The organism is Rathayibacter sp. AY1H3, from assembly GCF_002932015.1.
The window spans coordinates 49,315-73,175 of sequence record NZ_PSUU01000020.1 but is presented as its reverse complement, the minus strand read 5'-3'; the positions used below and the strand labels follow the sequence as shown (position 1 = coordinate 73,175).

Here is a 23,861-nt window from a genome sequence, read left to right as displayed (position 1 = left end):
CGACCGCCGATCGGAACGCCGCCCGAACGGCCGCGTCCACTCCGCCCAGGAGTGCCGGCGCCACCGCGAGACTCCGGACCGGCGAGCCGGACGGCAGGCAGACCTCGGCCACCCGCCTCAGCGTGCCGAGGTCCCGCGTCAGCCACCCGACGGTGTCGAAGCTCGGCGCCAGCGGCAGCAGCCCCTCGACGGGCACCGCACCGTGGGTCGTCCTCAGCCCCCACAGGCCCTGGTAGGAGGCGGGTACCCGGATCGATCCCGCGGTGTCGGTCGCCAGCCCGACGGCGGCCTGCCCGAGCGACACGGCGGTCGCCGGTCCGCTCGACGATCCGCCCGGGATCGCTCCGGGCACGGCCGGATTGGGCGGCGTCCCGTAGCCGGAGTTCCGGCCGGCGATGCTGTAGGCGAACTCGTCGGTCTGAGCGATCCCGCGCACCGACGCTCCCGCTGCGAGCAGCTGCGCGACGGCCGGAGCGGTCGCCGCCTCGATCGGCGCGGAAGCGAGGCGGGCCGGCACTCCCGCGCCGATCCGCTGGCCCTCGATCGCGAAGAGGTCCTTGACCGCGACGTCCAGTCCGTCGAGGGTCCCGGAGCCGGCGGCCGGCACGAGCGGCGCGCCGACGGCCCGCCAGACACGGGGGTCCAGCGCGGGCGAGGGCGCCTGCACCTGCGCGGCGCGCACCCGCCAGGTCCCGCCCTCGCGCGACCACAGCTGCGTGACGAGCCCGCGCCCGCCACGGGCCGGAGCGTTCACGCTGACCACGAGCGCCGTGTCCGCATCGACCGCCCGCACGTGCAGCTCGACCAGCTCCCGCACCGGCGCCCCGCCGCGACGACCCCGGAAGCCGGTGATGACCGCGTGGCCGACGAGCAGTCCGGAGGCGTCGCCCCGGAGCGTCGTCGGCGCGTCCACGAACGCGTCGGCGAGCGCCGCGACGTCGTCAGCCCCGAGCGCCGCCTCGTACGCCAGAACCGCGTCCACCAGCCCGTCCGGCAGGTCACCCTCGAGCGTCGTCACCCGCGGGTCAGTCATCGAAGTCGGCCGTCCGGACGCGGGCGTGCACGCCCTTCACCAGGTCGACGACCTGCGAGATGTCGAAGTCGGTCGCCGCGCTGAGGTAGGCGTAGGCGTGAGCCGGGTCCATCCCGTAGCGGGCCGCCAGCAGCGCGATGGCCGCGCGGACGCACTTCTGCACGGCGACGTCCAGGTCCTCGTCCATCCCGGTGGGCACGAGGAACTCGCCGGTCTCCCCCATCGGCCCGAGCAGCTCCCCGAACGCCGCGATCGCCTCGGCACGCGGGACGACCTCCAGGCGCACCCGGACGCGCAGGCTCGCCTCCATCGCCGTCAGCGCCACCTCGCCGTCGCCCTGCGCGAAGTGGGGATCGCCGACGTACGCGAGCGCGCCCGGGACCTGCACGGGAAGGTAGAGGCTGGTTTCGGCGGTCAGCAGTGCGATGTCGATGTTGCCCCCGTGCGCACCGGGCGGCACGGAGTGCGGGCGCTCCTCCCCTGCGACGGCGACGCCCATGATCCCGAGGAACGGCCGGAGCGGGAACCGGGCGGCCCGCTCTCCTCCCGGCACCAGCGGGATCACGCCGCGGAGACCGCCCTGCGCGTCCTCGTCGACGCGCGCGAAGACGCTGAACGGCCCCTCCTGCAGCGGGTACTCGCCCGGCAGCGCCCCGCGGCCGTGCCGGTTCGAGACGACTCCGTACGGCACGCGCGGCTCGGCCTCGAGGAGGGTCATCCGGAGCAGGTCCCCCGGCAGCGCTCCCCGGACGGCGATCGGCCCCGTGACCACGTGCGGCCCGTCCGTCTCGCCGTCGCGGAACGGCCCGTCCGCGGCGAGCGCGACCGCGTCGCGCAGCACCCCCTCCGGAGCGACTCCGTGGCGGCCGAAGAAGGCGACCGGATCGCGGCCCTGATCCTCCAGCACGCCCTCGTGGCTGAGCGTGTCGATGACGACCTCGGCCCCCGAGTCGACGGTGAGCACGGACACGTCCGCCGCGCACGGCAGGCGCCCCCACAGCACCGAACCCGGCTCGGCCGGCAGGTAGTCCACCCCCGGCGGCACTCCCTCACCGGGCTGCACCGCCCACTCCGTCCACCGCATGCGCGTCCGCCTCCCGCGCGGCCCGTCCGCGCCGTCCGACCCTAACCGCGCCGTGTTTCGAGCATGTGCACGCGTGTGCCACGATTCTCCAGACCCGCCCCCGACGACAGGACTCCCGTGTTCCGACGCCTGCGCACCCGCTCCGAGGGCGCGACCCTCGGCCTGATGCTCGCCCTCACCTTCTCGACCGGCATCATCGACGCCGTCGGGTACCTCGGGCTCGACCGCGTCTTCGCCGGCAACATGACCGGCAACGTCGTCATCCTCGGCATGGCCCTCTCCGGCGCGGCCGACCTGCCCGTGGTCGGGCCCCTGATCGCGCTGGGCGCCTTCATGATCGGCGCCGTGATCGGCGGCCGGGTGCTCCGCCCGGTGAAGAAGGGCTGGACCTCGCGCTCGACCTGGCTCTTCGCGGTGGTCGGCATCCTGCTCGGCGTCCTGGCGATCGTGCTCGCGGTCGTGCCCGAGCACCCCGAGCCGCTCGCCTTCACCGTCACCGGCGCGCTGGGCGGGGCGATGGGCCTCCAGGCCGCGACCGCCCGCCACCTCGCCGTCAAGGACGTCACGACGGTCGTCGTCACCTCGACGATCACGGGCCTCGCTGCGGACTCCCGCCTGGCGGGAGGCTCCGGTCAGCCGTGGTTCCGCCGCGCGGCCGCGATCGTCCTGATCGCCGCGGGTGCCGGAGTCGGCGCGCTCGCCCTGCTGGTCGGACTCTGGCTCGGCCTGGCGATCGCCGCCGTCATCACGCTCGTCGCGACGCTGCTGGGCGAGCTCGTCGTCCACTCCCGGTACGCTCCGGCGCCCGCCGACGCCGCCGCCTGAGGCGGCGCCTTCCGGTGCCTCAGCGCGGCAGCTGCTGGCAGTGCGGGCAGAGGTGCGAGGAGCGGTTCATGAACGGCACCCGCACGATCGCCTCGCCGCACCGGGCGCACGGCTTCCCCGTCTGCCCGTAGGCGTGCAGGCTGTGCGAGAAGTAGCCGGAGGCGCCGTTCACGTTCACGTACTGCGCATCGAAGCTGGTGCCGCCCTCGGCAAGCGCCCGCTCGAGCACCGAGCGGACCTCGGCGAAGAGGCGGCGGATGCGCGCCTCGCCGAGCGACGAGCTCGGCCGCTCCGGGTGCAGCTCCGCCGCCCACAGCGACTCGTCCGCGTAGATGTTCCCGATGCCGCTCACGAGCGTCTGGTCGAGCAGCGCCCGCTTGATCCCGCTGCTCCTCCTCGCCAGCGACGCGACGACCGAGCCCAGGTCGAAGGAGGGGTCGAGCGGATCGCGGGCGATGTGCGCGACCTGCGAGGGCACGGCGCGCAGCCAGCCGCCTCCGCGGGCCTCCACGCCCGCGTAGCCGCCCGGCGCTCCGTCCGGGGTCGGCACCAGAGCGTCGACCGCCATCGAGCCGAAGATCCGCTGGTCGACGAAGTGCAGGGCGAGCTCGCCGTGCTCGGGGTGCTCGATCCCGATCCGGATGCGCGCCAGCCGCGGCAGCGCCGCATCCGCCGTGCGCAGCAGCACCTGGCCGCTCATGCCGAGGTGCACCAGCAGCGCCTCGTCGCGGCCGGCGGGCAGCCAGAGGAACTTGCCTCGCCGCACCGCCGCTTCCAGCGTGCGCCCGACGAGCAGGCGCTCGAAGGTCCCGTGCGGATGCACGTGCCGCTTCAGCGAGCGCTCGTCGACGATCTCGACGCCGGTCACCAGGGAGCCGGTGACCGCGGGAGCGAGGCCCGCCCGCACCACCTCGACCTCGGGCAGCTCGGGCACGGTCAGTCCGAGACCGCGGGAGCGGCGGGTGCGCCGGGGGCCGCCAGACGCGTCCACGCGTCGAGCGCGGCGGCCATCTCGGCCGCCTTCTTGCTCGTCCCCTCGCCGCGGGCGGTGACGAGTCCGCCGACGATCACGGTGGCGACGAACACCTTGTTGTGGTCGGGGCCGGTGGCGGCGATCTCGTAGCGCGGGGCCGGCGCACCGCGCTCGGCGGCCGCCTCCTGGAGGCTCGTCTTCGGGTCCATCGAGACGCCGAAGCGGAGCGGATCGGCCCGCAGAGGGGCGATCAGGCGCAGCACCAGGTCGCGGGCCGCGTCGGGCCCGGTACCCAGGTAGACGGCGCCGATGATGGCCTCGACGGTGTCGGCGAGGATCGACGCCTTGTCGCGGCCGCCGGTCAGCTCCTCGCCGCGTCCGAGGCGGAGGAACTCGCCCAGGCCGATGCCGCGGGCGATCTCGGCGAGCGCGACGGTCGAGACGAGGCTCGCCCGGCGTTTGGCCAGGTCGCCCTCGCTGAGGGCGGGGTACTCGGTGTAGAGCATGACGGTCACGGCCTGCCCGAGGATCGAGTCGCCGAGGAACTCGAGGCGCTCGTTGTGCGGGATGCCGCCGTGCTCGAAAGCGAACGACCGGTGCGTCAGGGCGAGCTCGAAGAGCTCACCGTCGAGGCTCACGCCGAGCGTGGCCTCCAGACGCGACCGGTCGTCGCTGGAGGGTCGTGCGGAGGTCTGGTTCACCATGGACCGCGGTCCGTTCGTCGAGGGGCGGTGCGCCCCGCGCCGTGCGGACCAGGAGCGGGATCAGACGTCGGCGACCTTGCGGCCCTTGTACTCGAGGAACAGCGCGGTGCCCGCGGAGTCCTCGACGACCTTGGCGCGGTGGGGAAGGCTGTAGACGACCTTGCCGTTCTCGATGGTCTTGACGAGGGTGGGGACCTCGGCCTTCCACTGCGAACGACGGGCGTGGGTGTTCGCGCGGGACTTCTTCCTCTTGGGAACAGCCATGATTCTCTCTTCTCTACCTCTAGTCGGATTCGGTGCGGGCGGTCGCGCCCTCACCGCTGTCTGCGGAAGCTCTGTCGGTGGAAGCTCCGGGCGCTGCGGCCCCGCCGTCCCCCTCGCTCAACCCTGCGAGCGCGGCCCACCGGGAGTCGCGCGGCGCCTCGGGTTCGGGCGTGGAGGAATCGGCCAGCCGCTCCCCCGTGACGGGGTCGAGGCCCGGACAGTCCGGCCGGCAGACCGGCTGGAACGGCAGCGACAGAACCACCGCATCCCTGACCAGAGGTTCAAGATCCACGTGGTCGTCGTGAACCTCATAGTCGAAAGCTTCGTCAGAAGAGTACGCGAAAAGTTCCTGGAACTCGACATCGACAGGCAGGGAGATGTCGGTCAGGCACCGGCTGCACTCGCCGTCGGCCCTCGCCGACACCTCGACACTGGCCAGGATCCCCTCGTGCACGGACTCGAGCCGGACGTCGAGATCGACGGCCGATCCCTTGCGGACCGCGACGATCCCCTCGCCGAACTGCTCCGGCGCCTCGAGCTCGAGGCGGTGCTCGCGCATCTCGCCCGGCCGCCTCACGAGGTCGCGCACGTTCACGGTGAACGGCGTCTTCTTGAAAGTAGTCACGAGGGTCCAGCCTACCCCTCCCGGCCCCCTCCGGGGCGGGAGGGGCCGGGAGGAGCCGGGAGGGGCGGAGTCCGGGCTCAGGCGCCGCCGGCCTCCAGCGTCACGTCGATCGGCGCGTAGTCGGCACCGCTCGTGTCCACTCCCTCCTCGGCGAGCTCCGCGAGCGCCTTCTCGACGTACTCGTTCGAGTAGGCGGTGGCGGGCGGGTCCGCGCTGATGATCGTCGCTTCCGTCTCGTTCTCCGTCTCCTTCGCGATGTCGACCGTCTGCTGCCACGCGGCCTCGTCGATCATCCCGACGCCGCTCGTCGAGGGCCAGATCAGCTTGTTGACCTCGTTGGTCATCCAGAGCTGGTGGCTGGTGCCGAGCGTGGATCCGGCCGCGGTGACGATGTCGGCCGCCGCCTGCGGGTCGTCCTTCGCGAAGATCCAGCCCTTGATCGAGGCCTTGATGAAGGCGACCGTCTGCTCGGCGTACGCGTCGTCGTCGGCGAGCCTGCCCGCGTCCGCCCAGATCGCGTCCTGGAGCATCGCGGTGCCCACGTCGTTCCAGCTGATGACGTTCAGGTCGTCCGGCCGGTACAGCTCGCCTGTGGCGGGGTTCACGGTCTCGAGGACCTGGGCGTACTCGTTGTAGGTCATCGCCTGGGCCGCGTCGATGTCGCCCGCGAGGAAGCCGTTCATGTCGAACTGCTGCTGCACCAGCGAGATGTCGTCGAGGGAGACGCCGTCCTTCTGCATGCCGGCGAACAGCTCCCACTCGTTGCCGTAGCCCCAGCTGCCCACGCTCTTCCCGGCCAGGTCGGCCGGCGAGGTGATCCCCTTGTCCTTGAAGGAGATCTGCGTGGTGGCGCTGCGCTCGAAGATCTGCGCGACGTCGGTGATCCCGGCCCCCTGCTCGATCGAGCCGAGGACCTTGGGCACCCAGGAGATCGCGTAGTCCGCGTCGCCCGAGGCGAGCACGTCCTGGGGGACGATGTCGCCGCCTCCCTCGGCGATCGTCACGTCGAGGCCCTCGTCCTCGTAGTAGCCCTGGTCGAGCGCGGCGTAGTACCCGGCGAACTGCGCCTGGGCCACCCACTGCAGCTGCAGGGTGACCGGCGTGAGGCCGCCGGAGCCGGAGTCCGACCCCGGGTCGGAGCCGCCGGAGGCGCTGCAGCCGGTGAGCGCGAGGCCCACGGCCGCGAAGGCGGCGGTCGTCGTCAGGGTGATGCGGGTGCGTCTGGTCACGGGTCCTCCTGGTGCGGTCTGCGGGGTCGCCGGTGCGGCGCGCCCCGTGGTGCGGCGGTGCAGGTGGTGCTGTGGTGCAGGTGGCGCTGATGATGCGGGCGGTGCGGATGGTGCGTCGGGTGGAGTCGGGAATCGGGAGTCGGGAATCGGGAATCGGGAGGATCGAGGAGGGTGCGGGGACGCGCGGCACCGCGCTCAGCGCAGCCGGCTGCGGCGCAGCGCGAACGCCTCGAGCGCGGCCGTCACGCAGTAGAACGCGAGGCCGACGAGCACGGCGCCCAGGACGTAGGCGTAGGCGAGCGCGTAGTCGCTGCCCGAGGCCGCCGTCGTGATCGACTTGCCGAGCCCGCCCACGGGTCCGCCGAAGTACTCGGCGACCAGCGCCGAGATCACCGCGAGCGAAGAGGCGATGCGGAGCCCCGTGAAGACGTAGGGCACCGCTCCCGGCAGCGTGATCGTGCGGGCGGTCTGCCAGGGGGTCGCCGCGTAGGCCTTCAGCAGGTCGCGGTGCACCGGAGCGGCCTGCCGCAGCCCGCGCAGCGTCGTCACGTACACCGGCACGAACACGGCGAGCGCCGCAACGAGCTGCCTCGCGGTCTCGGCGTTCGCTCCGAACATCGTGTAGAGCACCGGAGCGAGGGCGACGATCGGCACGACGGCGGCCGCGGCCACGATCGGCGCGACCAGTCCGTCGAAGACCCGCGCGAGCGCCGAGAGCCCGGCGACCACGACCGCCAGCACCGCGCCGACCAGCAGGCCGACCAGCGCGTTGCGGCCGGTCACCGCGCTGCCCTCGGCGACGGAGCCGAGGTTCGCGGCGAACTCCCGTCCGATCGCCAGCGGCGACGGGAGCACGAACGGCTGGATCGCCAGAGCGGTGACCCCGGCCTGCCAGAGCAGGACCGCGGCGATCCCGAGCACGAGCGGCGCGAGCACGCTGCGCGCCAGCGCCGTCGTGCTCACCGGTTCTCCACTCCGCGCGGCACGGCGGCGGGATCCCCGTGCAGCAGCTCGCGCACGGCGCTCACGTCGCGGAAGAACGCCGTGTCCTCCCTGACCGCCGCGTCGCGCTCGGATGCTCCGGGGAGTCCGACCGGGAGGACGTCGCGGATCCTGCCCGGCCGCGGCGACATCACCACGACGCGGTCCGAGAGGAACACCGCCTCCGGGATCGAATGGGTGACGAAGACGACGGCGGCGCCGGTCTCGCGCCGGATCCGCAGCAGCTCCGTCTGCATCCGCTCGCGGGTCATCTCGTCGAGCGCCCCGAACGGCTCGTCCATGAGGAGCAGGCGCGGGCTCTCGGCGAGCGCCCGCGCGATGGCGACGCGCTGCTGCATCCCACCGGAGAGCTGGTCAGGGTAGGAGTCGGCGAAGTCGCCGAGCCCGACCAGCGCCAGCAGCTCGTCGACGCGCGAGCGCCGGGCGGTCGCGGCGACGCCGTGCAGCTCCAGCGGCAGGGCGATGTTCGCCCGGATCGTGCGCCACGGCAGGAGGCCCGCCTGCTGGAACGCGATCCCGTAGTCCTGGTCGAGCCTCGCCTGCCGGGCCGTCTTGCCGAACACGGCGATCGAGCCGGAGTCCGGCTCGTCGAGGTCGGCGATCAGCCGCAGCAGCGTCGACTTGCCGCAGCCGGACGGGCCGATCAGCGAGACGAACTCCCCCGCGGCCACCTCGAGCGAGACGTCCTGGAGCGCCGTGACGCTCGCGGCGCGAGCGGTGGTGAAGGTCCTCGTGACGGAGTCGACGACGACCGCGGATCCTGCAGGGCTCATGCGGGCTGCTCCCCTCGGCGGTACGGACGGAGGAGGGTGCCGAGCAGAGCGACGGCGCCGGCGGCCGCGAGGCCCACCAGCACCGCCCCGAGGATCGGCGCCCAGGGCTTGGCGGGGTCGCCTCCGGCAGCGGAGGCGAACTCGATGATCATGCGGCCGATCCCGCCGCGCAGGCCGATCGAGACCTCGGCGACGATCGTGCCGACGACGGCGCTGACCGCTCCGAGCCGGAGGGCCGGCAGCAGGTAGGGCACGCTCGCCGGCAGCCTCAGGCGCACCAGCGTCTTCCACCAGCCGACGCCGTAGACGTGCATCAGCTCGACCTGGTGGGCCGTCGGCGAGCCGAGCCCGCGGAGCGCCCCGATCGAGACGGGGAAGAACGCGAGGTAGGAGGCGATCAGGGCCACCGACATCCAGTTCTCCCAGGTCACCGGTCCGAGCTCGAGCTGCGACCCCCAGCGCCGCACCAGTGGGGCGATCGCGATCAGGGGCACCGTCTGGCTCAGCACGATCCAGGGCAGCACCGCCGACTCCGCGGTGCGGAACCGCTGCATCAGGAGAGCCAGGAGCAGCCCCACGACCGTGCCGACGACCCAGCCGACCGCGGCGATCCCGAGCGAGAAGGCGCTCGCCCCCAGGACGGCCGACCAGAGCGCCGGGGCGTTCCGCGCTCCGGTGACCGGCTCGCCGAGCCGGGCCGCGATCTCCCAGAGGTGGGGCATCGCGATGGCGCTCGTGCGCGGGAGCACCGTGACTCCTCCGACGACCACCCCGGCCTCGGGCCCGAGCGCCTTCCAGCCCTCCCACACGAGCGCGAGCAGGAGGAGCCCGCCGGCGCCGAGCACGAGCTCGCGCGCGAGGGCCGGTCTCATGCGCGGGCCACGATGTGCTCGCGCAGCTCCGGGATGACCCGCTCGCCGTACACCCGCAGCGTCTCCTCCTTGTTGTCGTGCTGGAGGTATCCCGCGAACTGCGTCACGCCGATGTCGGCGAGCGCCCGGAGCTTCTCGATGTGCTCGTCCGCCGTGCCCAGCACGCAGAAGCGCTCCACGATCTCGTCCGGCACGAAGGCGGTGTGGCTGTTGCCCGCGCGGCCGTGCTCGTTGTAGTCGTAGCCCTCGCGCCCGGCGATGTAGTCCGTCAGCGCCTGCGGCACCGCTCCGGAGGCGCCGTAGCGGCCCACGATGTCGGCCACGTGGTTGCCGACCATCCCGCCGAACCAGCGGCACTGGTCGCGCATGTGCTCCCGGTCGGTGCCGATGTACATCGGCGCCGCGACGCAGAACTGCAGCGACTCGGGATCCCGGCCGGCGTTCGCCGCCGCCTCCTTGACGGCGCCGATCATCCAGCGCGCGATGTCCACGTCGGCCAGCTGCAGGATGAAGCCGTCGCCGACCTCGCCCGCGAGCTTCAGGGCGAGCGGGCCGTAGGCGGCCACCCACATCTCCAGGGACGAGCCCCGGCTCCACGGGAACTGCAGCGTCTGGCCGTTGTACTCGACCGGACGGCTGTTGGCGAGCTCGCGGATGACGTGGATCGACTCCCGCAGCGTCTTGAGCGTCGTCGGAGCTCCTCCGGTCACCCTCACCGCCGAGTCGCCGCGTCCGATCCCGCACACCGTGCGGTTCCCGTACATCTCGTTGAGCGTCGCGTGCAGCGAGGCGATGACCGTCCAGTCGCGCGTGGCGGGGTTGGTGACCATCGGGCCGACCGTGATCCGGTGCGTCCTCTCGAGGATCTGCGAGTAGATCACGTAGGGCTCCTGCCAGAGCAGGTGCGAGTCGAAGGTCCACGCGTAGTCGAAGCCGTGCGTCTCCGCGAGGACGGCGAGCGCGACGGTGCGCGAGGCGGGCGGGTTGGTCTGGAGGACGACTCCGAAGTCCATGGGGTTCCTTCTGCTCGATCAGGTGCTGGCTCGGATCGGGTGCCGGCTCAGATCAGGTACTGGCTCAGACCGCGCGGGATGTACGCCCCGTCGCCCTTCGTGCCGACGTAGGAGCCGTCGTCGACGACGACCCTGCCGCGGGAGATCACCGTGTCGACGTGGCCGTCGATCTCGAAGCCCTCCCAGGCCGAGTAGTCCATGTTCATGTGGTGGCTTCGGCCCTCGCCGATCCCGATCGAGGTGTGCCCGCTCGGGTCGTAGACGACGACGTCGCCGTCGGCCCCGGGCTGGATGACGCCCTTCCTCCCGTACATCCCGAACATCCGCGCCGGGGTGGTCGAGGTGAGCTCGACCCAGCGCGGCAGGGAGATCTGCCCCGACACCACGCCCTGGTACATCAGGTCCATCCGGTGCTCCACCGAGCCGATGCCGTTGGGGATCTTCGAGAAGTCGCCGATCCCCATGTCCTTCTGGCCCTTCATGCAGAAGGGGCAGTGGTCGGTCGAGACCATCTGGATGTCGTTGGTGCGCAGCGACTGCCACATGTGGTGCTGATGCCCCTCCGCCTTCGAGCGCAGCGGCGTGGAGCACACCCACTTCGCGCCCTCGAAGCCCGGCGCGCCGAGCTGCTCCTCGAGCGAGAGGTAGAGGTACTGCGGGCAGGTCTCCCCGAAGACGTTCATGCCGCGGTCGCGGGCCTGGGCGATCTGCTCCACCGCCTGCTTCGCGGAGACGTGCACCACGTACAGCGGCGCGCCGGTGAGGTCGGCGATCATGATCGCCCGGTGCGTCGCCTCCTCCTCCGCCTGCCAGGGGCGAGAGGTGCCGTGGAAGTACGGCGCGGTGTTCCCGGCGGCGAGGGTCTGCTTCACAAGTTCGTCGATGAGGGCGCCGTTCTCGGCGTGCATCATCATCATCGCGCCGTTCTCCGCGCCCTTCTGGAACGCCCGGAGGATCTGCCCGTCGTCCGAGAGGAACACGCCCTTGTAGGCCATGAACAGCTTGAAGCTGGTCACCCCCTCACGCATCAGCTCGTCCATCGCGACGAGCGAGGAGTCCTGCACGTCCGAGAGGATCTGGTGGAAGCCGTAGTCGATCGCGCAGTTGCCGGCCGCCTTCTCCTGCCACGCCTGGAACCGGTCGACGACGCTCTCGCCCGGGTACTGCACCACGAAGTCGACGATCGACGTCGTGCCGCCCCAGGCCGCGGCGCGCGTGCCGGTCTCGAAGGTGTCCGAGGCGGAGGTGCCGCCGAACGGCATCTCCATGTGCGTGTGCGCGTCGATCCCGCCCGGGATGACGTACTTGCCGCGCGCGTCGATCACCCGGTCGACGTGGGCCGCCAGGTCGAAGCCCAGCAGCGTGGAGCCGGGGGCGAGGACGGCGGCGATGGTCTCGCCGTCGATCAGGACGTCTGCGGCTCCGGTGCCGGTCGCGTTGACGACCGTCCCGCCGGTGATGAGGGTCTTCATCGGTCTTCCCCGTCTCGGTCTGCGGTCACGGCTTCGGGATGCTGGTGTACGACTCCGGCCGGCGGTCCCGGTAGAACTGCCAGTCGTCGCGCATCTCCTGCACCATGTCCATCTCGAGGTCGCGGATCAGGATCTCCTCGGCCTCGCCCGAGCCCCGCTCGCCGACGAACTCCCCGCGCGGATCGATGATCTGGCTGGTGCCGTAGAAGTCGACCGCGAGGTCGCCGTACTCGTTGTCCTCCCGGCCGACGCGGTTGGGCTGCAGCACGAAGTAGCCGTTCGCCACCGCGGCCGCCGGGCCTTCGACCTCCCAGAGGCGGTTCGACAGGCCGGGCTTGGTGGCGTTGGGGTTGAAGACGAGGTGGGCGCCGTTCAGGCCCAGCTCCCGCCAGCCCTCCGGGAAGTGGCGGTCGTAGCAGATGTGGACGCCGACCTTGCCGACGGCGGTGTCGAAGACCGGGTAGCCGAGGTTCCCGGGCCGGAAGTAGAACTTCTCCCAGAAGCGGTCCAGGTGCGGGATGTGGTGCTTGCGGTACTTGCCGAGGATCGTCCCGTCGGCGTCGACCACGACCGCGGTGTTGTAGTAGACGCCGGTCTGCTCCTCCTCGTAGATCGGGAGGATCATCACCACGCCCAGCTCCTTCGCGAGGGCCGCGAAGCGCTGCACGATCGGCCCGTCGGCGGGCTCGGCGTAGCGGTAGTACTTCTTGTCCTGGGTGATGCCGAAGTACGGGCCGTAGAACAGCTCCTGGAAGCAGACGATCTGCGCGCCGTCGGCTGCGGCGTCCCGGGCCATCCGCTCGTGCTTGTCGAGCATCGACTCCTTGTCGCCGGTCCAGGTCGTCTGGGTGATCGCTGCGCGGACGATGGTCATCGGTACCTCCATGCTCGGGCGTCCCTGTCCGGCTCCGGTGTGCTCCGCCGGGCGGTGCGGAGCCGGGGACGTGGACCCACTGTGGTCCCCGCCGGGCCCGAAGGCAATGACGGACCGTCCGGCTCCGGGGACAGGGCTTCATCGTCGGGGTTCGACGTTTCCCCGGTGTTTCCGGCGCGGATCCGCAGCATTAAGGCTCGCCGGGGGAGGAATCCGTCGGTGCCGCTAGCGTGGGCGGATGCGCATCACGATCCTGGCCGGAGGCGTCGGCGGCGCCCGCTTCACCTCGGCGGTCCGCGAGCACCTCCGCGATCTCGAGGCCGCCGGCGGCGAGGCGAGCGAGATCACCGTCGTCGTCAACACCGGCGACGACATGTGGCTCACCGGCCTCAAGGTCTGCCCCGACCTCGACTCGATCACCTACGCGCTCGGCGGAGTGAACGACACGGAGCGCGGCTGGGGGCGGGCCGGCGAGAGCGAGCGGGTCTCGGCCGAGCTCACTGCCTTCGGCGTCGGCTGGCCGTGGTTCACCCTGGGCGACCTCGACCTCGGCACCCACATCGCCCGCAGCTCGATGCTGCGCGACGGCCTCACCCTCTCGGAGGCGACCGCCCGGATCACCGCCCGCTGGCCGCTGGGGGTCCGCCTGCTGCCGATGTCGGACCAGGACGTCGAGACCCACGTCGAGGTCGAGCTCCCCGGCGAGGGCGTGCGGCTCCTCCACTTCGAGGAGTGGTGGGTGCGGCTGCGCGCGTCCGCGCCCGCCCGCCGGTTCGTCCAGCAGGGGGTGGAGAGCGCCCGCCCCGCCCCGGGCGTGCTGGAGGCGATCGCCGACACCGACGCGGTGCTCGTCGCCCCCTCCAATCCCGTCGTCTCGATCGGCACGATCCTCGGCGTCCCCGGGATCGCGGACGCCCTCCGCCGGACCTCCGCACCCGTCGTGGGCGTCTCCCCCGTCATCGGAGGCGCGGTGGTGCGCGGCATGGCCGACGCCTGCCTCGCCGCGATCGGCGTCGAGACCTCCGCCGAGGCCGTCGGCCGGCACTACGGAGCCCGGAGCGGGGGCGGCCTCCTCGACGCCTGGCTCGTCGGCGAGGAGGACGCGGACGCGGTCCCGGCGCTCGAGTCGGCGGGGCTCCGCGCCCGCTCCGTGCCGCTCTGGCTGACCGGCCGGGACACCTCCGTGCGGCTCGCCGCCGACGCTCTCGCCGCCGCGCGGGGCTGAGCGGAGCCTCCTCCCGGGGCCGCGCACCGCGTGTCGCAGCGCGGATGCGGTCACGCCTCCCACGGGGCGCCCCGTTCCCTTGTACGGTCGGAGGCGGACGAACTCCCCGATTCACCCCCGCATCGGATCCGGAGCCCCTCGGTCGCGCGCCCGACCGCGTCCTCACCACGTCTCCGAGCCCTGCGGAACCGCGTGCCGTCCCGTCAGGAGGACACCATGGAGCCCAGCTCGAGGATCAGCACCGAGCGGATCGAGCCCGACATCGTGGTGATCCGCCCCGTCGGCCGGCTCGACCTGTCCACGGCGTGGGAGCTCGAAGCGGTCCTCCAGCGCGCGCTCGAGGCGGGAGAGGTCCGCGTGGTCGTCGACCTGGCGGCCGTCGAGTTCCTCGACTCGTCCGGGCTCGGCGTCCTCGTCGCCGGACTCAAGGAGGCGCGGAAGGCGGGCGGCGAGCTGCGCGTGGCCGCCGCCGGCGAGCAGCCCGCCATGGTGCTCGGCCTGTCCAACCTCGACCGCCTGCTCGGGAGCGCCGAGACCGTCGAGGAGGCCTACCGTGCCTGAGCGCTCCTTCGTCGTGCGCACGCCGCCCGAGGACGGCGTCACCGCCGTCCACGAGGCGCTCGAGGAGCTGTGGCTCGAGGAGCCGGGCGTCGCGCCGGTCGACCGGATGTCGTTCGAGACCGCGCTGGTCGAGCTGACCTCGAACATCGTCCAGCACGCCCGGTCGTACCGGCACATCATCTGCCTGGTCGAGATCCGCGTCGACGCGACCGAGCTGCGCGCCTCGCTCAACGACTCCGCCGAGGAGGCGCCCGCCGAGGTCGCCGATCCCCGCGACATGCCGGACGAGTGGGACGAGGCAGGCCGCGGGATCCCGTTCATCCACGCCCTCGTCACCGAGTTCTCCTACCGCCGTGTCGACGGGCAGAACCTCTGGGCACTCGCCCGGACCCGCACGTGAGCGAGCCGACCGAGCGCGCCCGCCTCGCCGCGATCGCCGAGCTCGGGATCGGCCTGAGCACCCCCCAGGAGCGCTTCGACAGGATCACCCGCATCGCCCGCCGGCTCCTGCGCGTCCCCCTCGCCGAGATCAACATCCTCGAGGAGTCGACGCAGTTCACGAAGTCGCCCCAGCGCTCGGCGCGGGCGAGCAGGATGCTGCGCGCCGACTCGATGTGCGACGTCACGGTCCAGCAGGGCGACATCCTCGTCGTCGAGGACGCCACCGCCGATCCGCGGTTCGCCGACCGCGGAGTCGTCACCGGATCCCCTCACGTGCGCTTCTACGCGGGCCGCCCGCTCGTCGTGGGGGACGGCCTCCGCGTCGGCACGATCTGCATCATCGACAGCGAGGTGCGCGGCTTCTCGGAGGAGGAGCGCGAGATCCTCGAGGACCTCGGCCGGTGGGCGGAGCGGGAGCTGCGCGAGATCGCCTTCTCCGGACGCGCGAGCGAGACGCAGGAGCGGCTCTGGCCCCCGCGCCTCGACCTCGGCGAGTGGAGCCTCGACTCGCTGACCACGCCGCTGCACGACGTCGCCGGCGACTACACGGCGTGGCGTCGCAGCGGGGACGATCTCTCCCTCGAGCTGGTCGACGTGATGGGCAAGGGGGTGTCGGCGGCGATCGTCGCCTCCGCGATCCGCTCCGCGTTCCAGGCGCGGCCGGAGCTCCCTCCCGCGGCAGCCGTCGAGGCCGTCAACCGCCAGCTCCTGCCCGATCTGACAGCGACCGGGATGTTCGCGACCGCGCTGATCGCCCGGGTCGACCTCGCGAGCGGCGCCGTCGCGTTCGTGGACAGCGGCCACGGCCTCACCCTCCTGCTGCGCGCCGACGGCACCACGGAGCGGCTCGCCTCCACCGGCGTCCCGCTCGGCATCGCCGCCGACGTCTCCTGGGAGGAGGAGCAGCGCGTGCTCGCCCCCGGCGACGCGCTCTTCTCCTGCAGCGACGGCCTGCTCGACGTCTTCGGCGGGCGCCTCGACGCGCTCGACCGTCTCGCCGAGCTGGTGCGGAGCAACGACGACCCCGCTCTCTTCGAGCGTCTGCATGCTCTCGCAGACGACGCGCACGACGATGTGACAGCGTTGGTGCTGCGGCGCTCCGCAGCGCCCGCCCCCTCCTGATCCTGATCGAAAGGACCTCCCCCATGCCTGGTGCACTCGTCCTCGCCGGCGGCGGCCTCGCCGGAATCGCCTGGGAGCTCGGCGTCCTGCGCGGCCTCGCCGACGCCTCCCCCGAGGCGGCCCGCCTCCTGCTCGATCCGTCGACGACCTTCATCGGCACCTCCGCGGGCTCCGCGGTCGCCGCGCAGCTGAGCACCGGCACCGGTCTCGACGAGTCGTACGAGGCCCAGCTCCAGGAGGAGTCCGCCGAGATCGGAGCGGACGTCGACGGTGAGCGCCTCCAGGCCCTCTTCGCCGCGGCCGTCGAGGGCGCGACCTCGCCCCAGGACGCGCGGCGCCGCATCGGCACCCTCGCGCTCGAGGCCGAGACGCTCCCCGAGGACACGCGCCGGGCCGTCATCTCGGCCCGCGTGGGCGACGCCGACTGGCCCGAGCAGCGTCTGCTCATCACCGCGGTCGACACGGCCACCGGTGAGCTGCGCGTGTTCGACCGCGAGAGCGGTGTCGGCCTCGTCGACGCGATCTCCGCCAGCTGCGCCGTCCCCGGGGTCTGGCCTCCCGTCAGCATCGACGGCGTCCGCTACATGGACGGCGGCGTGCGCTCCGGCAGCAACGCCGACCTCGCCGCGGGAGCCGACTGGGTCCTGATCGTCACTCCGCTGCCGGGAGTCGGCACGCCCGGCGCGGGCCTGATCCCGACCGGCGAGCTCGACGCCCTCGCGGACTCGCGGGTCGAGGTGGTCTACGCCGACGAGGAGTCGGTGCGCGCCTTCGGCCCGAACTCGCTCGACCCGGCCGTCCGCGCCGCCTCCGCCCGGGCCGGACGCGCTCAGGGCGCCCGGCTCGCCTCGCGGATCGCCGCGCTGGTCGGTGCCGCGTAGCCCGTCTCAGCGCCGCACGCTGTAGCGCGTGAAGACGGTGCCGTCGGCGAAGCGGTGCTCCTCGCGCAGGTCGAGGCGCGCGTGGAACCCGCACGGGAGGAAGTGGGTCCCGCCGCCCACCGCCACCGGCACCGTGTAGACCTGCACCTCGTCGACGATCCCGGCGAGCAGCGCGTGCCGGGCGAGGGTCGGCCCGCCGATCGAGACGTCGTGGTCGGCGGCGCTGACCTGCGCGGCGACGACGACCGGGTCGAACCCGCCCTCGACGCGGGTGCGGCGGGTCTCGGCCGACTCCAGCGTGGTCGAGTAGACGACCTTGTCGGCCGCCCGCCACATCTCCTGGAAGTCGCGGATGAACGCGAACTCCTCCGCGAGGGCCCAGGTCTGCTCCCACGCGCGCATGACCTCGTACATGCGCCGCCCGTACAGGTACGTGCGCACCCGCCCCTCCCGCTCCGTGATGAAGCGGTGCACGGCGGGTCGCGGCTCCGCCCAGGCGAATCCGCCGTCCGCGTCGTTCACGTAGCCGTCGAGCGACGCGATCGAGCTGTAGATGAGCGCGCCCACGTCGGCCTCTCTCCGTGGCCGGCTTCGGGACCGCCCACGGGCGCGACCGTAGGCCTCCCGCCTCCGTCCGGCAATGTCCGCCGGGGCCTCTGGCGCGGATCGACGGGTCGCCGCTGCTCCTGGTGGCGCTCCCGGCGGTCGGCCCCCCCCTCCCGGACCGCGTACCGTGGTCGTGCCGCAGGGAGCGGCCGTGAAGGGTTCGGGATGAAGATCAGCCAGCTGCGCCACTTCGTGGCGGCCGCCGAGGAGCTGCACTTCGTGCGCGCCGCCGAGCGCCTCGGCATCTCGCGGCAGAAGCTCGACTCCTCCGTCGCCGCCGTCGAGCTCGACCTCGGCAAGCCGCTCTTCGAGCCCGGTGCCGCCGCCACGACCCTCACCGCGGCCGGGCGGCAGCGCCTCGCCTCGGCCCGCGAGGAGCTCGCCGCGCTCGGCGACGAGCCGGAGGCGGCCCCGAAGTCGGGAGGCAAGGCCAAGGCCTCCAAGGGGACCGGGCGCGCCCCGATCGTCAAGGGCCAGCCGAAGCCCTACAAGCGCCGCCAGTCCCGCTGACGCGCAGCGTCCGATCGACGGAGGTGGTGGGCCCTACCGGGCTCGAACCGATGACATCCACGGTGTAAACGTGGCGCTCTACCAACTGAGCTAAAGGCCCCCGTCGCGGGAGCACCCGCGGACGATCGACTCGATCCTACGGCAGGCGGAGCGGCCCCCTGCGGGCACTAGCCTCGGCACATGACCGCCGACAGCGACTCCCGCGCGAGGCGGCGCGCCGAGAGCCGCTGGCCCGCCTCCGCCGCGATCCTGGTGGCCGTCGCCCTGAACGTGGCCGGCCACAGCGCCGACACCTCGGTGGTCCGCCTCGTCGCCGCCGGCATCACGCTCGCGCTGCTCGTGCCGCTGTTCGTCGTGAACCCGCACCGACTCGACAGCGAGACGCGCTGGTCGCGCGGGGTCTCCATCGCCCTGGCGGTCGTGCTCGCCGTGGCGAACCAGGTGAACGTGGTCGCCGTGGTGATCGACCTCGTCGACGGGACGGCCGACGGCCCTCCGCTGCTGCTCACCGCACTCCAGGTCTGGGTCACCAACGTCGTCGCGTACGCGCTGCTGTTCTGGGAGCTCGACCGCGGCGGTCCGGTCGCCCGCGGAACGCTTCCCCGCACCGAGCTGCCGGCGGCCGACTTCGCCTTCCCGCAGGACACCTACCGCGACACCGCGCCCGAGGTCGCCGCGACCTCCTCCGAGCGCGCCGACTGGCGGCCCGGCTTCGTGGACTACCTCTCGGTGTCGACGACGAACACCATGGCGTTCAGCCCGACCGACACGATGCCGCTGTCGAGCCGGATGAAGCTCCTGATGATCGCCGAGGCGTTCACCGGATTCGTCCTGCTGGCTCTCGTGATCTCGCGGGCCGTCAACATCCTCAGCTGACGACCGGGGCGGTCCGCCTCCGGAGGGTCAGACGTGCGCGGGGGCGAGCGCGTCGATCGCGGCGCGGTAGGCGTCGATCGAGCGCGCCTCGCCCGGGGCGGTCATGAACGTGTCCCGGATGACGCCGGCCTTGTCGATCAGGAAGGTCGCGCGGGTCGCGTAGCCCTTCGCCTCGGTGAACACGCCGTACTGCTTGGCGACGTCGCCGTGCGGCCAGAAGTCGGAGAGGAGCGTGAAGTCGTAGCCCTGCTTCTCGCCCCAGGCGCGCAGCGTGTGCTTGGAGTCGACCGAGATGCCGATCAGCTCCACGTCGGCGTGCTCGAAGAGGGAGAGGTTCTCGCGCAGCGCGCAGAACTCGCCCGTGCAGGTGCCGGAGAAGGCGAGGGGGAAGAACACCAGGGCGACGTTGCGCCGCCCGTGGAAGTCGCCCAGCTGGATGCGCTCGCCGTACTGGTTCGCGAGTTCGAAGTCGGGAGCCAGGGTCAGCTTCTCGAGAGCCATCGGTCCGATGTCCTTCCGTGCGCACGAGAGTCGCGCGAGCACGAGGGGCAATGCTAGACCCGCTCCGCACAGACTCCAAGGAACGGCCCGTCTCCCCCGATCACGGGCCGGTCGACGCGTCCCGTCTGGCGCTCTCCTACAGTCGTCGGCGCCCATTCCTCGTGGATCACCACAGTGCGATGCCAGGTTCGGGGCACGGGAATCGCTAGGCTGACGGAGGTGCCCGCGCGCGGCTCGTCATCCGAGCCCCGGATCCGCGGATCCGCACCGCTTCATGAGAGTGATGTCTCGGGCACGATCTGCCCCCAGAGAGAGGTCGAGGGTGACTGTTAACGATCAGGACCCGTATTCCGTCGGTCACGTGGACTCGGACCCCGAGGAAACGTCGGAGTGGAACGAGTCGCTCGATGCGCTCGTCGAGGAGCGGGGCCGGGGTCGCGGGCGCGACGTCATGCTCAGCCTCCTCAAGCGCTCCAAGGAGCTCCACCTCGGCGTGCCGATGGTGCCCACCACGGACTACATCAACACCATCGCGCCCGAGAACGAGCCCGACTTCCCGGGCGACGAGGACGTCGAGCGCCGCTACCGCGCGTGGATCCGCTGGAACGCGGCCATCCTCGTGCACCGCGCGCAGCGTCCCGGCATCGGGGTCGGCGGCCACATCTCGACGTACGCGTCGAGCGCCTCGCTGTACGAGGTCGGCTTCAACCACTTCTTCCGCGGCCAGGACCACCCGGGCGGCGGCGACCAGATCTTCATCCAGGGCCACGCCTCCCCCGGCCCGTACGCGCGCGCCTTCCTCGAGGGACGCCTGAGCGAGCACCAGCTCGACGGATTCCGCCAGGAGAAGTCGCACCGGGGCGGCGGGCTCTCCAGCTACCCGCACCCGCGGCTCATGCCGGAGTTCTGGCAGTTCCCGACCGTGTCGATGGGCCTCGGCCCGATCAACGCCATCTACCAGGCGCAGGCGAACAAGTACCTCACCAACCGCGGCATCAAGGACGCCTCCGACCAGCAGGTCTGGGCGTTCCTCGGCGACGGCGAGATGGACGAGGTCGAGTCGCGCGGTCAGCTCCAGGTCGCCGCGAACGACGGCCTCGACAACCTGAACTTCATCGTCAACTGCAACCTCCAGCGCCTCGACGGACCCGTCCGCGGCAACGGCAAGATCGTGCAGGAGCTCGAGTCGTACTTCCGCGGCGCGGGCTGGAACGTCATCAAGCTCATCTGGGGCCGCGAGTGGGACGACCTGCTCGCCCGCGACACCGAGGGCGCGCTGCTCGACCTGATGAACAAGACGCCCGACGGCGACTTCCAGACCTACAAGACGGAGGACGGCGCCTACGTCCGCGAGAACTTCTTCGGCCGCGACCCGCGCGCCAAGAAGCTCGTCGAGGGCTACTCCGACGAGCAGATCTGGGGCCTGCGCCGAGGCGGCCACGACTACCGCAAGATCTACGCGGCCATGAAGGCCGCGACGGAGCACAAGGGCCAGCCCACCGTCATCCTCGCCCACACCATCAAGGGCTACGGTCTCGGCCGCAGCTTCGAGGGCCGCAACGCGACCCACCAGATGAAGAAGATGACGCTGGACAACCTCAAGTCGTTCCGCGACACCATGCGCATCCCGATCACGGACGCGCAGCTCGAGGAGAACCCCTACCTCCCGCCGTACTACCACCCCGGTCAGAACGACGAGGCGATCGAGTACCTGCAGGAGCGCCGCCGCGCGCTCGGCGGCTACCTCCCCGAGCGCCGCTCGAAGTACACGCAGCTGAACCTCCCCGAGGACTCGGCCTACGCGGTCGGCAAGAAGGGCTCCGGGACGCAGGAGATCGCCACCACCATGGCGTTCGTCCGCATCCTGAAGGACATCCTCCGCTCGAAGGACTTCGGCAACCGCGTCGTCCCGATCATCCCGGACGAGGCGCGCACCTTCGGCATGGACGCGTTCTTCCCGAACGCGAAGATCTACAACCCGCGCGGCCAGCACTACACGTCGGTCGACCGCGAGCTCCTCCTGGCCTACAAGGAGAGCCCGCAGGGCCAGATCCTCCACGTCGGCATCAACGAGGCGGGCGCCCTCGCGGCGTTCACCGCGATCGGCACCTCGTACTCGACGCAGGGCGAGCCGCTCATCCCGGTCTACGTCTTCTACTCGATGTTCGGGTTCCAGCGCACGGGCGACGCGATCTGGGCGGCCGGCGACATGATGTCGCGCGGCTTCATGATCGGCGCCACCGCGGGACGCACCACGCTGACCGGCGAGGGCCTCCAGCACGCGGACGGCCACTCCCCGATCCTCGCGGCGACCAACCCCGCCGTCGTGAGCTACGACCCGGCCTACGGGTACGAGATCGCGCACATCGTGCAGTCCGGACTCGAGCGCATGTACGGCGGGAAGCACACCGACCCGAACGTCATGTACTACATCACGGTCTACAACGAGCCGATCGTGCAGCCGAAGGAGCCGGAGGACGTCGACGTCGAGGGCATCGTCCGCGGCATCCACCGCATCTCCTGGGGCCAGTGGGACGGGCCGAAGGCCCAGCTCCTCGCCTCGGGCGTCGCGGTGCCGTGGGCGATCGAGGCGCAGAAGCTCCTCGCCGAGGACTGGGGCGTCTCGGCGGACGTCTGGTCGGTCACCTCGTGGAACGAGCTGCGCCGCGACGGCATCAAGGCCGAGCAGCACAACTTCCTCCACCCCGAGGACGCCGAGCAGGTGCCGTACGTGACGCAGAAGCTGGCCGACGCGAAGGGCCCCTTCGTCGCCGTCTCGGACTTCTCGCACCAGGTCCCCGACCAGCTGCGCCAGTTCATCCCGGGCGACTTCGCGACGCTCGGCGCGGACGACTTCGGCTTCTCGGACACCCGTGCGGCGGCGCGGCGCTACTTCCAGATCGACGGCCCCTCGGTCGTCGTGCGGACGCTGCAGCTGCTCGCCAAGCGCGGCGAGGTCGACCCCTCGCTCGCCGTCCAGGCGATCGAGAAGTACCGCCTCCTCGACGTCAACGCCGGCACCACCGGCAACGCGGGCGGCGAGAGCTGACGGACGAGTCCGTGCTCTCGCAGGAACCCGCACCGTCGAGTGCGCGGGGTCCTGCTCCTGCGGCGGAGCGTCCGGCCACCCGGCCGGGCGCTCCCCGCACGAAGGAGCAGACCCTCGCCTGGCTGCGCACCCTCGCCGGTGAGCTCTCGACGCAGACGATCAAGCGACTCGAGGACACGCTGCCCTGGTACGGCAGCATGCCCCCCGGTCGGCGCTCGGCGGTCGGCCTCGTCGCCCAGGCCGGCATCACCTCGTTCATCTCGTGGTTCGACGACCCGTCGGCCACGCCGTGGATCGCGGCGGACGTGTTCGGAGCCGCTCCCCGCGAGCTGCTGCGCTCCGTCTCGCTGACGCAGACGCTGCAGCTGATCAAGGTGACGGTCGAGGTCGTCGAGGACCGGATCAAGAACGGCGGGGAGGACCTCCGCGAGGCGATCCTCCTCTACTCGCGCGAGATCGCCTTCGCCGCGGCCGACGTCTACGCGCGCGCCGCCGAGGCCCGAGGTCTCTGGGACGCGCGCCTGGAGGCGCTGGTCGTCGACTCGATCCTCACGGGCGAGGCCGACGACGAGCTGCCCAGCCGGATCGCCGCCCTCGGCTGGCACGGCCACGGCGAGGTCGCCGTCCTGGTGGGCACCGCCCCCAAGATGCTCGACGTCGACCAGCTGCGCCGCACGGCCCGGCACATGGACGCCGACGTGCTGATCGGCGTGCAGGGCAGCCGGCTCGTCCTGGTCATCGGCCGCGCCGAGCCGAGCGAGAACGCCACGGAGGAGACCGGCCCGCCGGTCGCGTTCCTCGAGATCGCGGAGGCGCTCGAGCCCGGCTTCGGGACGGGCCACCTCGTCCTCGGCCACGAGGTGCCGACCCTGGTCGAGGCGTCCCGCAGCGCCCGCGCGGCCCTCGCCGGCTTCGCGGTCGCCCGCTCCTGGCGGAACGCACCGCGACCGGTCAACGCCGACGACCTCCTTCCCGAGCGCGCCCTCGCCGGCGACCCGCTCGCCCGCCAGAGCCTCATCACGCAGATCTACCGGCCCCTGCAGAAGCACTCGACCGAGCTTCTGACCACGCTGTGGGCCTACCTCGACAACGGCCGCTCCCTCGAGGCGACCGCTCGCGAGCTGTTCGTGCACCCGAACACGGTGCGGTACCGCCTCAAGCGGGTCGCCGAGGTGATCGGCTGGGACGCGACGGGCGCCCGCGAGGCGCTCATCCTCCAGTCCGCCCTCATCCTCGGCTCCATGAGCGACCCGGACGGCGCCGTCCGCCGGAAGCCGTCCCGCCGCTGAGGCCCTCCGCTCGCCGAACCCCTCCCGCCCCTGAACACTTGTAGACCCGCGACAAGC

25 protein-coding genes and 1 tRNA gene are annotated in these 23,861 nt (G+C 72.0%); 10 read left to right on the top strand and 16 right to left on the bottom strand.

Features of this window, described 5'->3' with window-relative positions; all coding sequences use genetic code 11:
• Window positions 1–1,033, bottom strand: a 1,033-nt coding sequence (locus tag C5C33_RS09675; RefSeq protein WP_146085769.1) for an AtzH-like domain-containing protein, incomplete at its 3' end; no start/stop codon positions are given.
• Window positions 1,026–2,117 carry an acetamidase/formamidase family protein gene (locus tag C5C33_RS09670; RefSeq protein ID WP_104260992.1) on the bottom strand — a complete coding sequence of 364 codons (1,092 nt, stop codon included), beginning with the start codon at window positions 2,115–2,117 and terminating at the stop codon, window positions 1,026–1,028. The genes C5C33_RS09670 and C5C33_RS09675, both read right to left, overlap by 8 nt.
• Window positions 2,118–2,234: 117 nt before the next feature.
• Here C5C33_RS09670 and C5C33_RS09665 point away from each other — a divergent pair, with 117 nt between their 5' ends.
• Window positions 2,235–2,942, top strand: a complete 708-nt coding sequence (locus C5C33_RS09665) for a YoaK family protein (protein ID WP_308471021.1) — start codon at window positions 2,235–2,237, stop codon at window positions 2,940–2,942.
• Between the two features lie 19 nt (window positions 2,943–2,961).
• Here the strand turns inward: C5C33_RS09665 and mutM are convergent, their stop codons facing one another.
• From mutM to C5C33_RS09610, 11 genes are all read right to left on the bottom strand, one after another.
• Window positions 2,962–3,876 (bottom strand): bifunctional DNA-formamidopyrimidine glycosylase/DNA-(apurinic or apyrimidinic site) lyase, encoded by a 915-nt coding sequence (mutM, locus tag C5C33_RS09660; protein ID WP_104260999.1) that lies wholly within the window; start codon window positions 3,874–3,876, stop codon window positions 2,962–2,964.
• Window positions 3,877–3,878: 2 nt separating this feature from the next.
• A complete protein-coding gene (gene rnc / locus C5C33_RS09655) occupies window positions 3,879–4,619 on the bottom strand; it encodes a ribonuclease III (protein WP_104250952.1) in 741 nt (246 codons plus the stop codon).
• A gap of 60 nt (window positions 4,620–4,679) precedes the next feature.
• Entirely contained in the window at window positions 4,680–4,883 is a 204-nt protein-coding gene (gene rpmF, locus C5C33_RS09650; protein ID WP_104223482.1) for a 50S ribosomal protein L32, read from the bottom strand.
• Window positions 4,884–4,902: 19 nt separating this feature from the next.
• Window positions 4,903–5,442, bottom strand: a complete 540-nt coding sequence (locus C5C33_RS09645; protein ID WP_104226701.1) for a DUF177 domain-containing protein — start codon at window positions 5,440–5,442, stop codon at window positions 4,903–4,905.
• A gap of 143 nt (window positions 5,443–5,585) precedes the next feature.
• Window positions 5,586–6,737, bottom strand: a complete 1,152-nt coding sequence (locus tag C5C33_RS09640; protein WP_258069214.1) for an ABC transporter substrate-binding protein — start codon at window positions 6,735–6,737, stop codon at window positions 5,586–5,588.
• 195 nt (window positions 6,738–6,932) lie between these two features.
• Window positions 6,933–7,700 (bottom strand): ABC transporter permease, encoded by a 768-nt coding sequence (locus tag C5C33_RS09635; protein WP_104234206.1) that lies wholly within the window; start codon window positions 7,698–7,700, stop codon window positions 6,933–6,935.
• Entirely contained in the window at window positions 7,697–8,512 is an 816-nt protein-coding gene (locus C5C33_RS09630) for an ABC transporter ATP-binding protein (RefSeq protein ID WP_104226661.1), read from the bottom strand. Before C5C33_RS09630 ends, C5C33_RS09635 begins: the two co-directional genes overlap by 4 nt.
• On the bottom strand, window positions 8,509–9,384 hold the full coding sequence (locus C5C33_RS09625; RefSeq protein WP_104260990.1) for an ABC transporter permease: 876 nt from the start codon (window positions 9,382–9,384) through the stop codon (window positions 8,509–8,511). Before C5C33_RS09625 ends, C5C33_RS09630 begins: the two co-directional genes overlap by 4 nt.
• Window positions 9,381–10,397, bottom strand: a complete 1,017-nt coding sequence (locus C5C33_RS09620) for a TIGR03842 family LLM class F420-dependent oxidoreductase (protein ID WP_104238194.1) — start codon at window positions 10,395–10,397, stop codon at window positions 9,381–9,383. Before C5C33_RS09620 ends, C5C33_RS09625 begins: the two co-directional genes overlap by 4 nt.
• Window positions 10,398–10,444: 47 nt before the next feature.
• Window positions 10,445–11,869 (bottom strand): dihydropyrimidinase, encoded by a 1,425-nt coding sequence (hydA, locus tag C5C33_RS09615; RefSeq protein ID WP_104223477.1) that lies wholly within the window; start codon window positions 11,867–11,869, stop codon window positions 10,445–10,447.
• A gap of 25 nt (window positions 11,870–11,894) precedes the next feature.
• Window positions 11,895–12,743: a nitrilase-related carbon-nitrogen hydrolase gene (locus C5C33_RS09610; protein ID WP_104238196.1), complete on the bottom strand. Its 849-nt coding sequence runs from the start codon at window positions 12,741–12,743 to the stop codon at window positions 11,895–11,897.
• A gap of 238 nt (window positions 12,744–12,981) precedes the next feature.
• Here C5C33_RS09610 and cofD point away from each other — a divergent pair, with 238 nt between their 5' ends.
• From cofD to C5C33_RS09585, 5 genes are all read left to right on the top strand, one after another.
• Window positions 12,982–13,968 (top strand): 2-phospho-L-lactate transferase, encoded by a 987-nt coding sequence (cofD, locus tag C5C33_RS09605; RefSeq protein ID WP_104260989.1) that lies wholly within the window; start codon window positions 12,982–12,984, stop codon window positions 13,966–13,968.
• A gap of 216 nt (window positions 13,969–14,184) precedes the next feature.
• On the top strand, window positions 14,185–14,529 hold the full coding sequence (locus tag C5C33_RS09600) for an STAS domain-containing protein (RefSeq protein WP_104223474.1): 345 nt from the start codon (window positions 14,185–14,187) through the stop codon (window positions 14,527–14,529).
• A complete protein-coding gene (locus C5C33_RS09595) occupies window positions 14,522–14,929 on the top strand; it encodes an ATP-binding protein (protein ID WP_104223473.1) in 408 nt (135 codons plus the stop codon). The genes C5C33_RS09600 and C5C33_RS09595 overlap by 8 nt, the downstream gene beginning before the upstream one ends.
• Window positions 14,926–16,092 carry a PP2C family protein-serine/threonine phosphatase gene (locus tag C5C33_RS09590; RefSeq protein WP_181125651.1) on the top strand — a complete coding sequence of 389 codons (1,167 nt, stop codon included), beginning with the start codon at window positions 14,926–14,928 and terminating at the stop codon, window positions 16,090–16,092. The genes C5C33_RS09595 and C5C33_RS09590 overlap by 4 nt, the downstream gene beginning before the upstream one ends.
• Before the next feature lie 23 nt (window positions 16,093–16,115).
• On the top strand, window positions 16,116–16,973 hold the full coding sequence (locus C5C33_RS09585) for a patatin-like phospholipase family protein (protein WP_104260987.1): 858 nt from the start codon (window positions 16,116–16,118) through the stop codon (window positions 16,971–16,973).
• 6 nt (window positions 16,974–16,979) lie between these two features.
• Here the strand turns inward: C5C33_RS09585 and C5C33_RS09580 are convergent, their stop codons facing one another.
• Complete coding sequence (locus C5C33_RS09580; RefSeq protein ID WP_104226668.1) at window positions 16,980–17,540, bottom strand: dihydrofolate reductase family protein; 561 nt, start codon at window positions 17,538–17,540, stop codon at window positions 16,980–16,982.
• 204 nt (window positions 17,541–17,744) lie between these two features.
• Between C5C33_RS09580 and C5C33_RS09575 the strand changes: the two genes are divergently transcribed.
• Window positions 17,745–18,089: a LysR family transcriptional regulator gene (locus tag C5C33_RS09575; protein ID WP_104260986.1), complete on the top strand. Its 345-nt coding sequence runs from the start codon at window positions 17,745–17,747 to the stop codon at window positions 18,087–18,089.
• A 24-nt stretch (window positions 18,090–18,113) separates the two neighbouring features.
• On the opposite strand, the gene C5C33_RS09570 is transcribed toward C5C33_RS09575, so the two are convergent.
• A tRNA-Val gene (locus C5C33_RS09570) sits at window positions 18,114–18,189 on the bottom strand.
• Between the two features lie 80 nt (window positions 18,190–18,269).
• Between C5C33_RS09570 and C5C33_RS09565 the strand changes: the two genes are divergently transcribed.
• Complete coding sequence (locus C5C33_RS09565; RefSeq protein WP_104226669.1) at window positions 18,270–18,965, top strand: hypothetical protein; 696 nt, start codon at window positions 18,270–18,272, stop codon at window positions 18,963–18,965.
• Window positions 18,966–18,992: 27 nt separating this feature from the next.
• Here C5C33_RS09565 and C5C33_RS09560 read toward each other — a convergent pair whose 3' ends face one another.
• A complete protein-coding gene (locus tag C5C33_RS09560) occupies window positions 18,993–19,466 on the bottom strand; it encodes a peroxiredoxin (RefSeq protein WP_104223507.1) in 474 nt (157 codons plus the stop codon).
• Between the two features lie 322 nt (window positions 19,467–19,788).
• On the opposite strand from C5C33_RS09560, the gene aceE reads away from it, so the two are divergent.
• A complete protein-coding gene (gene aceE / locus C5C33_RS09555; RefSeq protein ID WP_104223467.1) occupies window positions 19,789–22,515 on the top strand; it encodes a pyruvate dehydrogenase (acetyl-transferring), homodimeric type in 2,727 nt (908 codons plus the stop codon).
• A 122-nt stretch (window positions 22,516–22,637) separates the two neighbouring features.
• Complete coding sequence (locus C5C33_RS09550; RefSeq protein WP_181027189.1) at window positions 22,638–23,804, top strand: CdaR family transcriptional regulator; 1,167 nt, start codon at window positions 22,638–22,640, stop codon at window positions 23,802–23,804.
• The last annotated feature ends 57 nt before the right edge of the window (window positions 23,805–23,861 follow it).

Excerpts from the sequence above, each read along its gene's own strand:
- C5C33_RS09585 (WP_104260987.1), top strand. The coding sequence starts at position 16,116 with ATGCCTGGTGCACTCGTCCTCGCCGGCGGCGGCCTCGCCGGAATCGCC.
- C5C33_RS09620 (WP_104238194.1), bottom strand. The coding sequence starts at position 10,397 with ATGGACTTCGGAGTCGTCCTCCAGACCAACCCGCCCGCCTCGCGCACC.
- C5C33_RS09625 (WP_104260990.1), bottom strand. The coding sequence starts at position 9,384 with ATGAGACCGGCCCTCGCGCGCGAGCTCGTGCTCGGCGCCGGCGGGCTC.
- hydA (WP_104223477.1), bottom strand. The coding sequence starts at position 11,869 with ATGAAGACCCTCATCACCGGCGGGACGGTCGTCAACGCGACCGGCACC.
- rpmF (WP_104223482.1), bottom strand. The coding sequence starts at position 4,883 with ATGGCTGTTCCCAAGAGGAAGAAGTCCCGCGCGAACACCCACGCCCGT.
- C5C33_RS09610 (WP_104238196.1), bottom strand. The coding sequence starts at position 12,743 with ATGACCATCGTCCGCGCAGCGATCACCCAGACGACCTGGACCGGCGAC.
- C5C33_RS09600 (WP_104223474.1), top strand. The coding sequence starts at position 14,185 with ATGGAGCCCAGCTCGAGGATCAGCACCGAGCGGATCGAGCCCGACATC.
- C5C33_RS09630 (WP_104226661.1), bottom strand. The coding sequence starts at position 8,512 with ATGAGCCCTGCAGGATCCGCGGTCGTCGTCGACTCCGTCACGAGGACC.
- C5C33_RS09560 (WP_104223507.1), bottom strand. The coding sequence starts at position 19,466 with ATGGCTCTCGAGAAGCTGACCCTGGCTCCCGACTTCGAACTCGCGAAC.
- C5C33_RS09670 (WP_104260992.1), bottom strand. The coding sequence starts at position 2,117 with ATGCGGTGGACGGAGTGGGCGGTGCAGCCCGGTGAGGGAGTGCCGCCG.
- C5C33_RS09645 (WP_104226701.1), bottom strand. The coding sequence starts at position 5,442 with ATGCGCGAGCACCGCCTCGAGCTCGAGGCGCCGGAGCAGTTCGGCGAG.
- C5C33_RS09575 (WP_104260986.1), top strand. The coding sequence starts at position 17,745 with ATGAAGATCAGCCAGCTGCGCCACTTCGTGGCGGCCGCCGAGGAGCTG.
- C5C33_RS09565 (WP_104226669.1), top strand. The coding sequence starts at position 18,270 with ATGACCGCCGACAGCGACTCCCGCGCGAGGCGGCGCGCCGAGAGCCGC.
- rnc (WP_104250952.1), bottom strand. The coding sequence starts at position 4,619 with ATGGTGAACCAGACCTCCGCACGACCCTCCAGCGACGACCGGTCGCGT.
- cofD (WP_104260989.1), top strand. The coding sequence starts at position 12,982 with ATGCGCATCACGATCCTGGCCGGAGGCGTCGGCGGCGCCCGCTTCACC.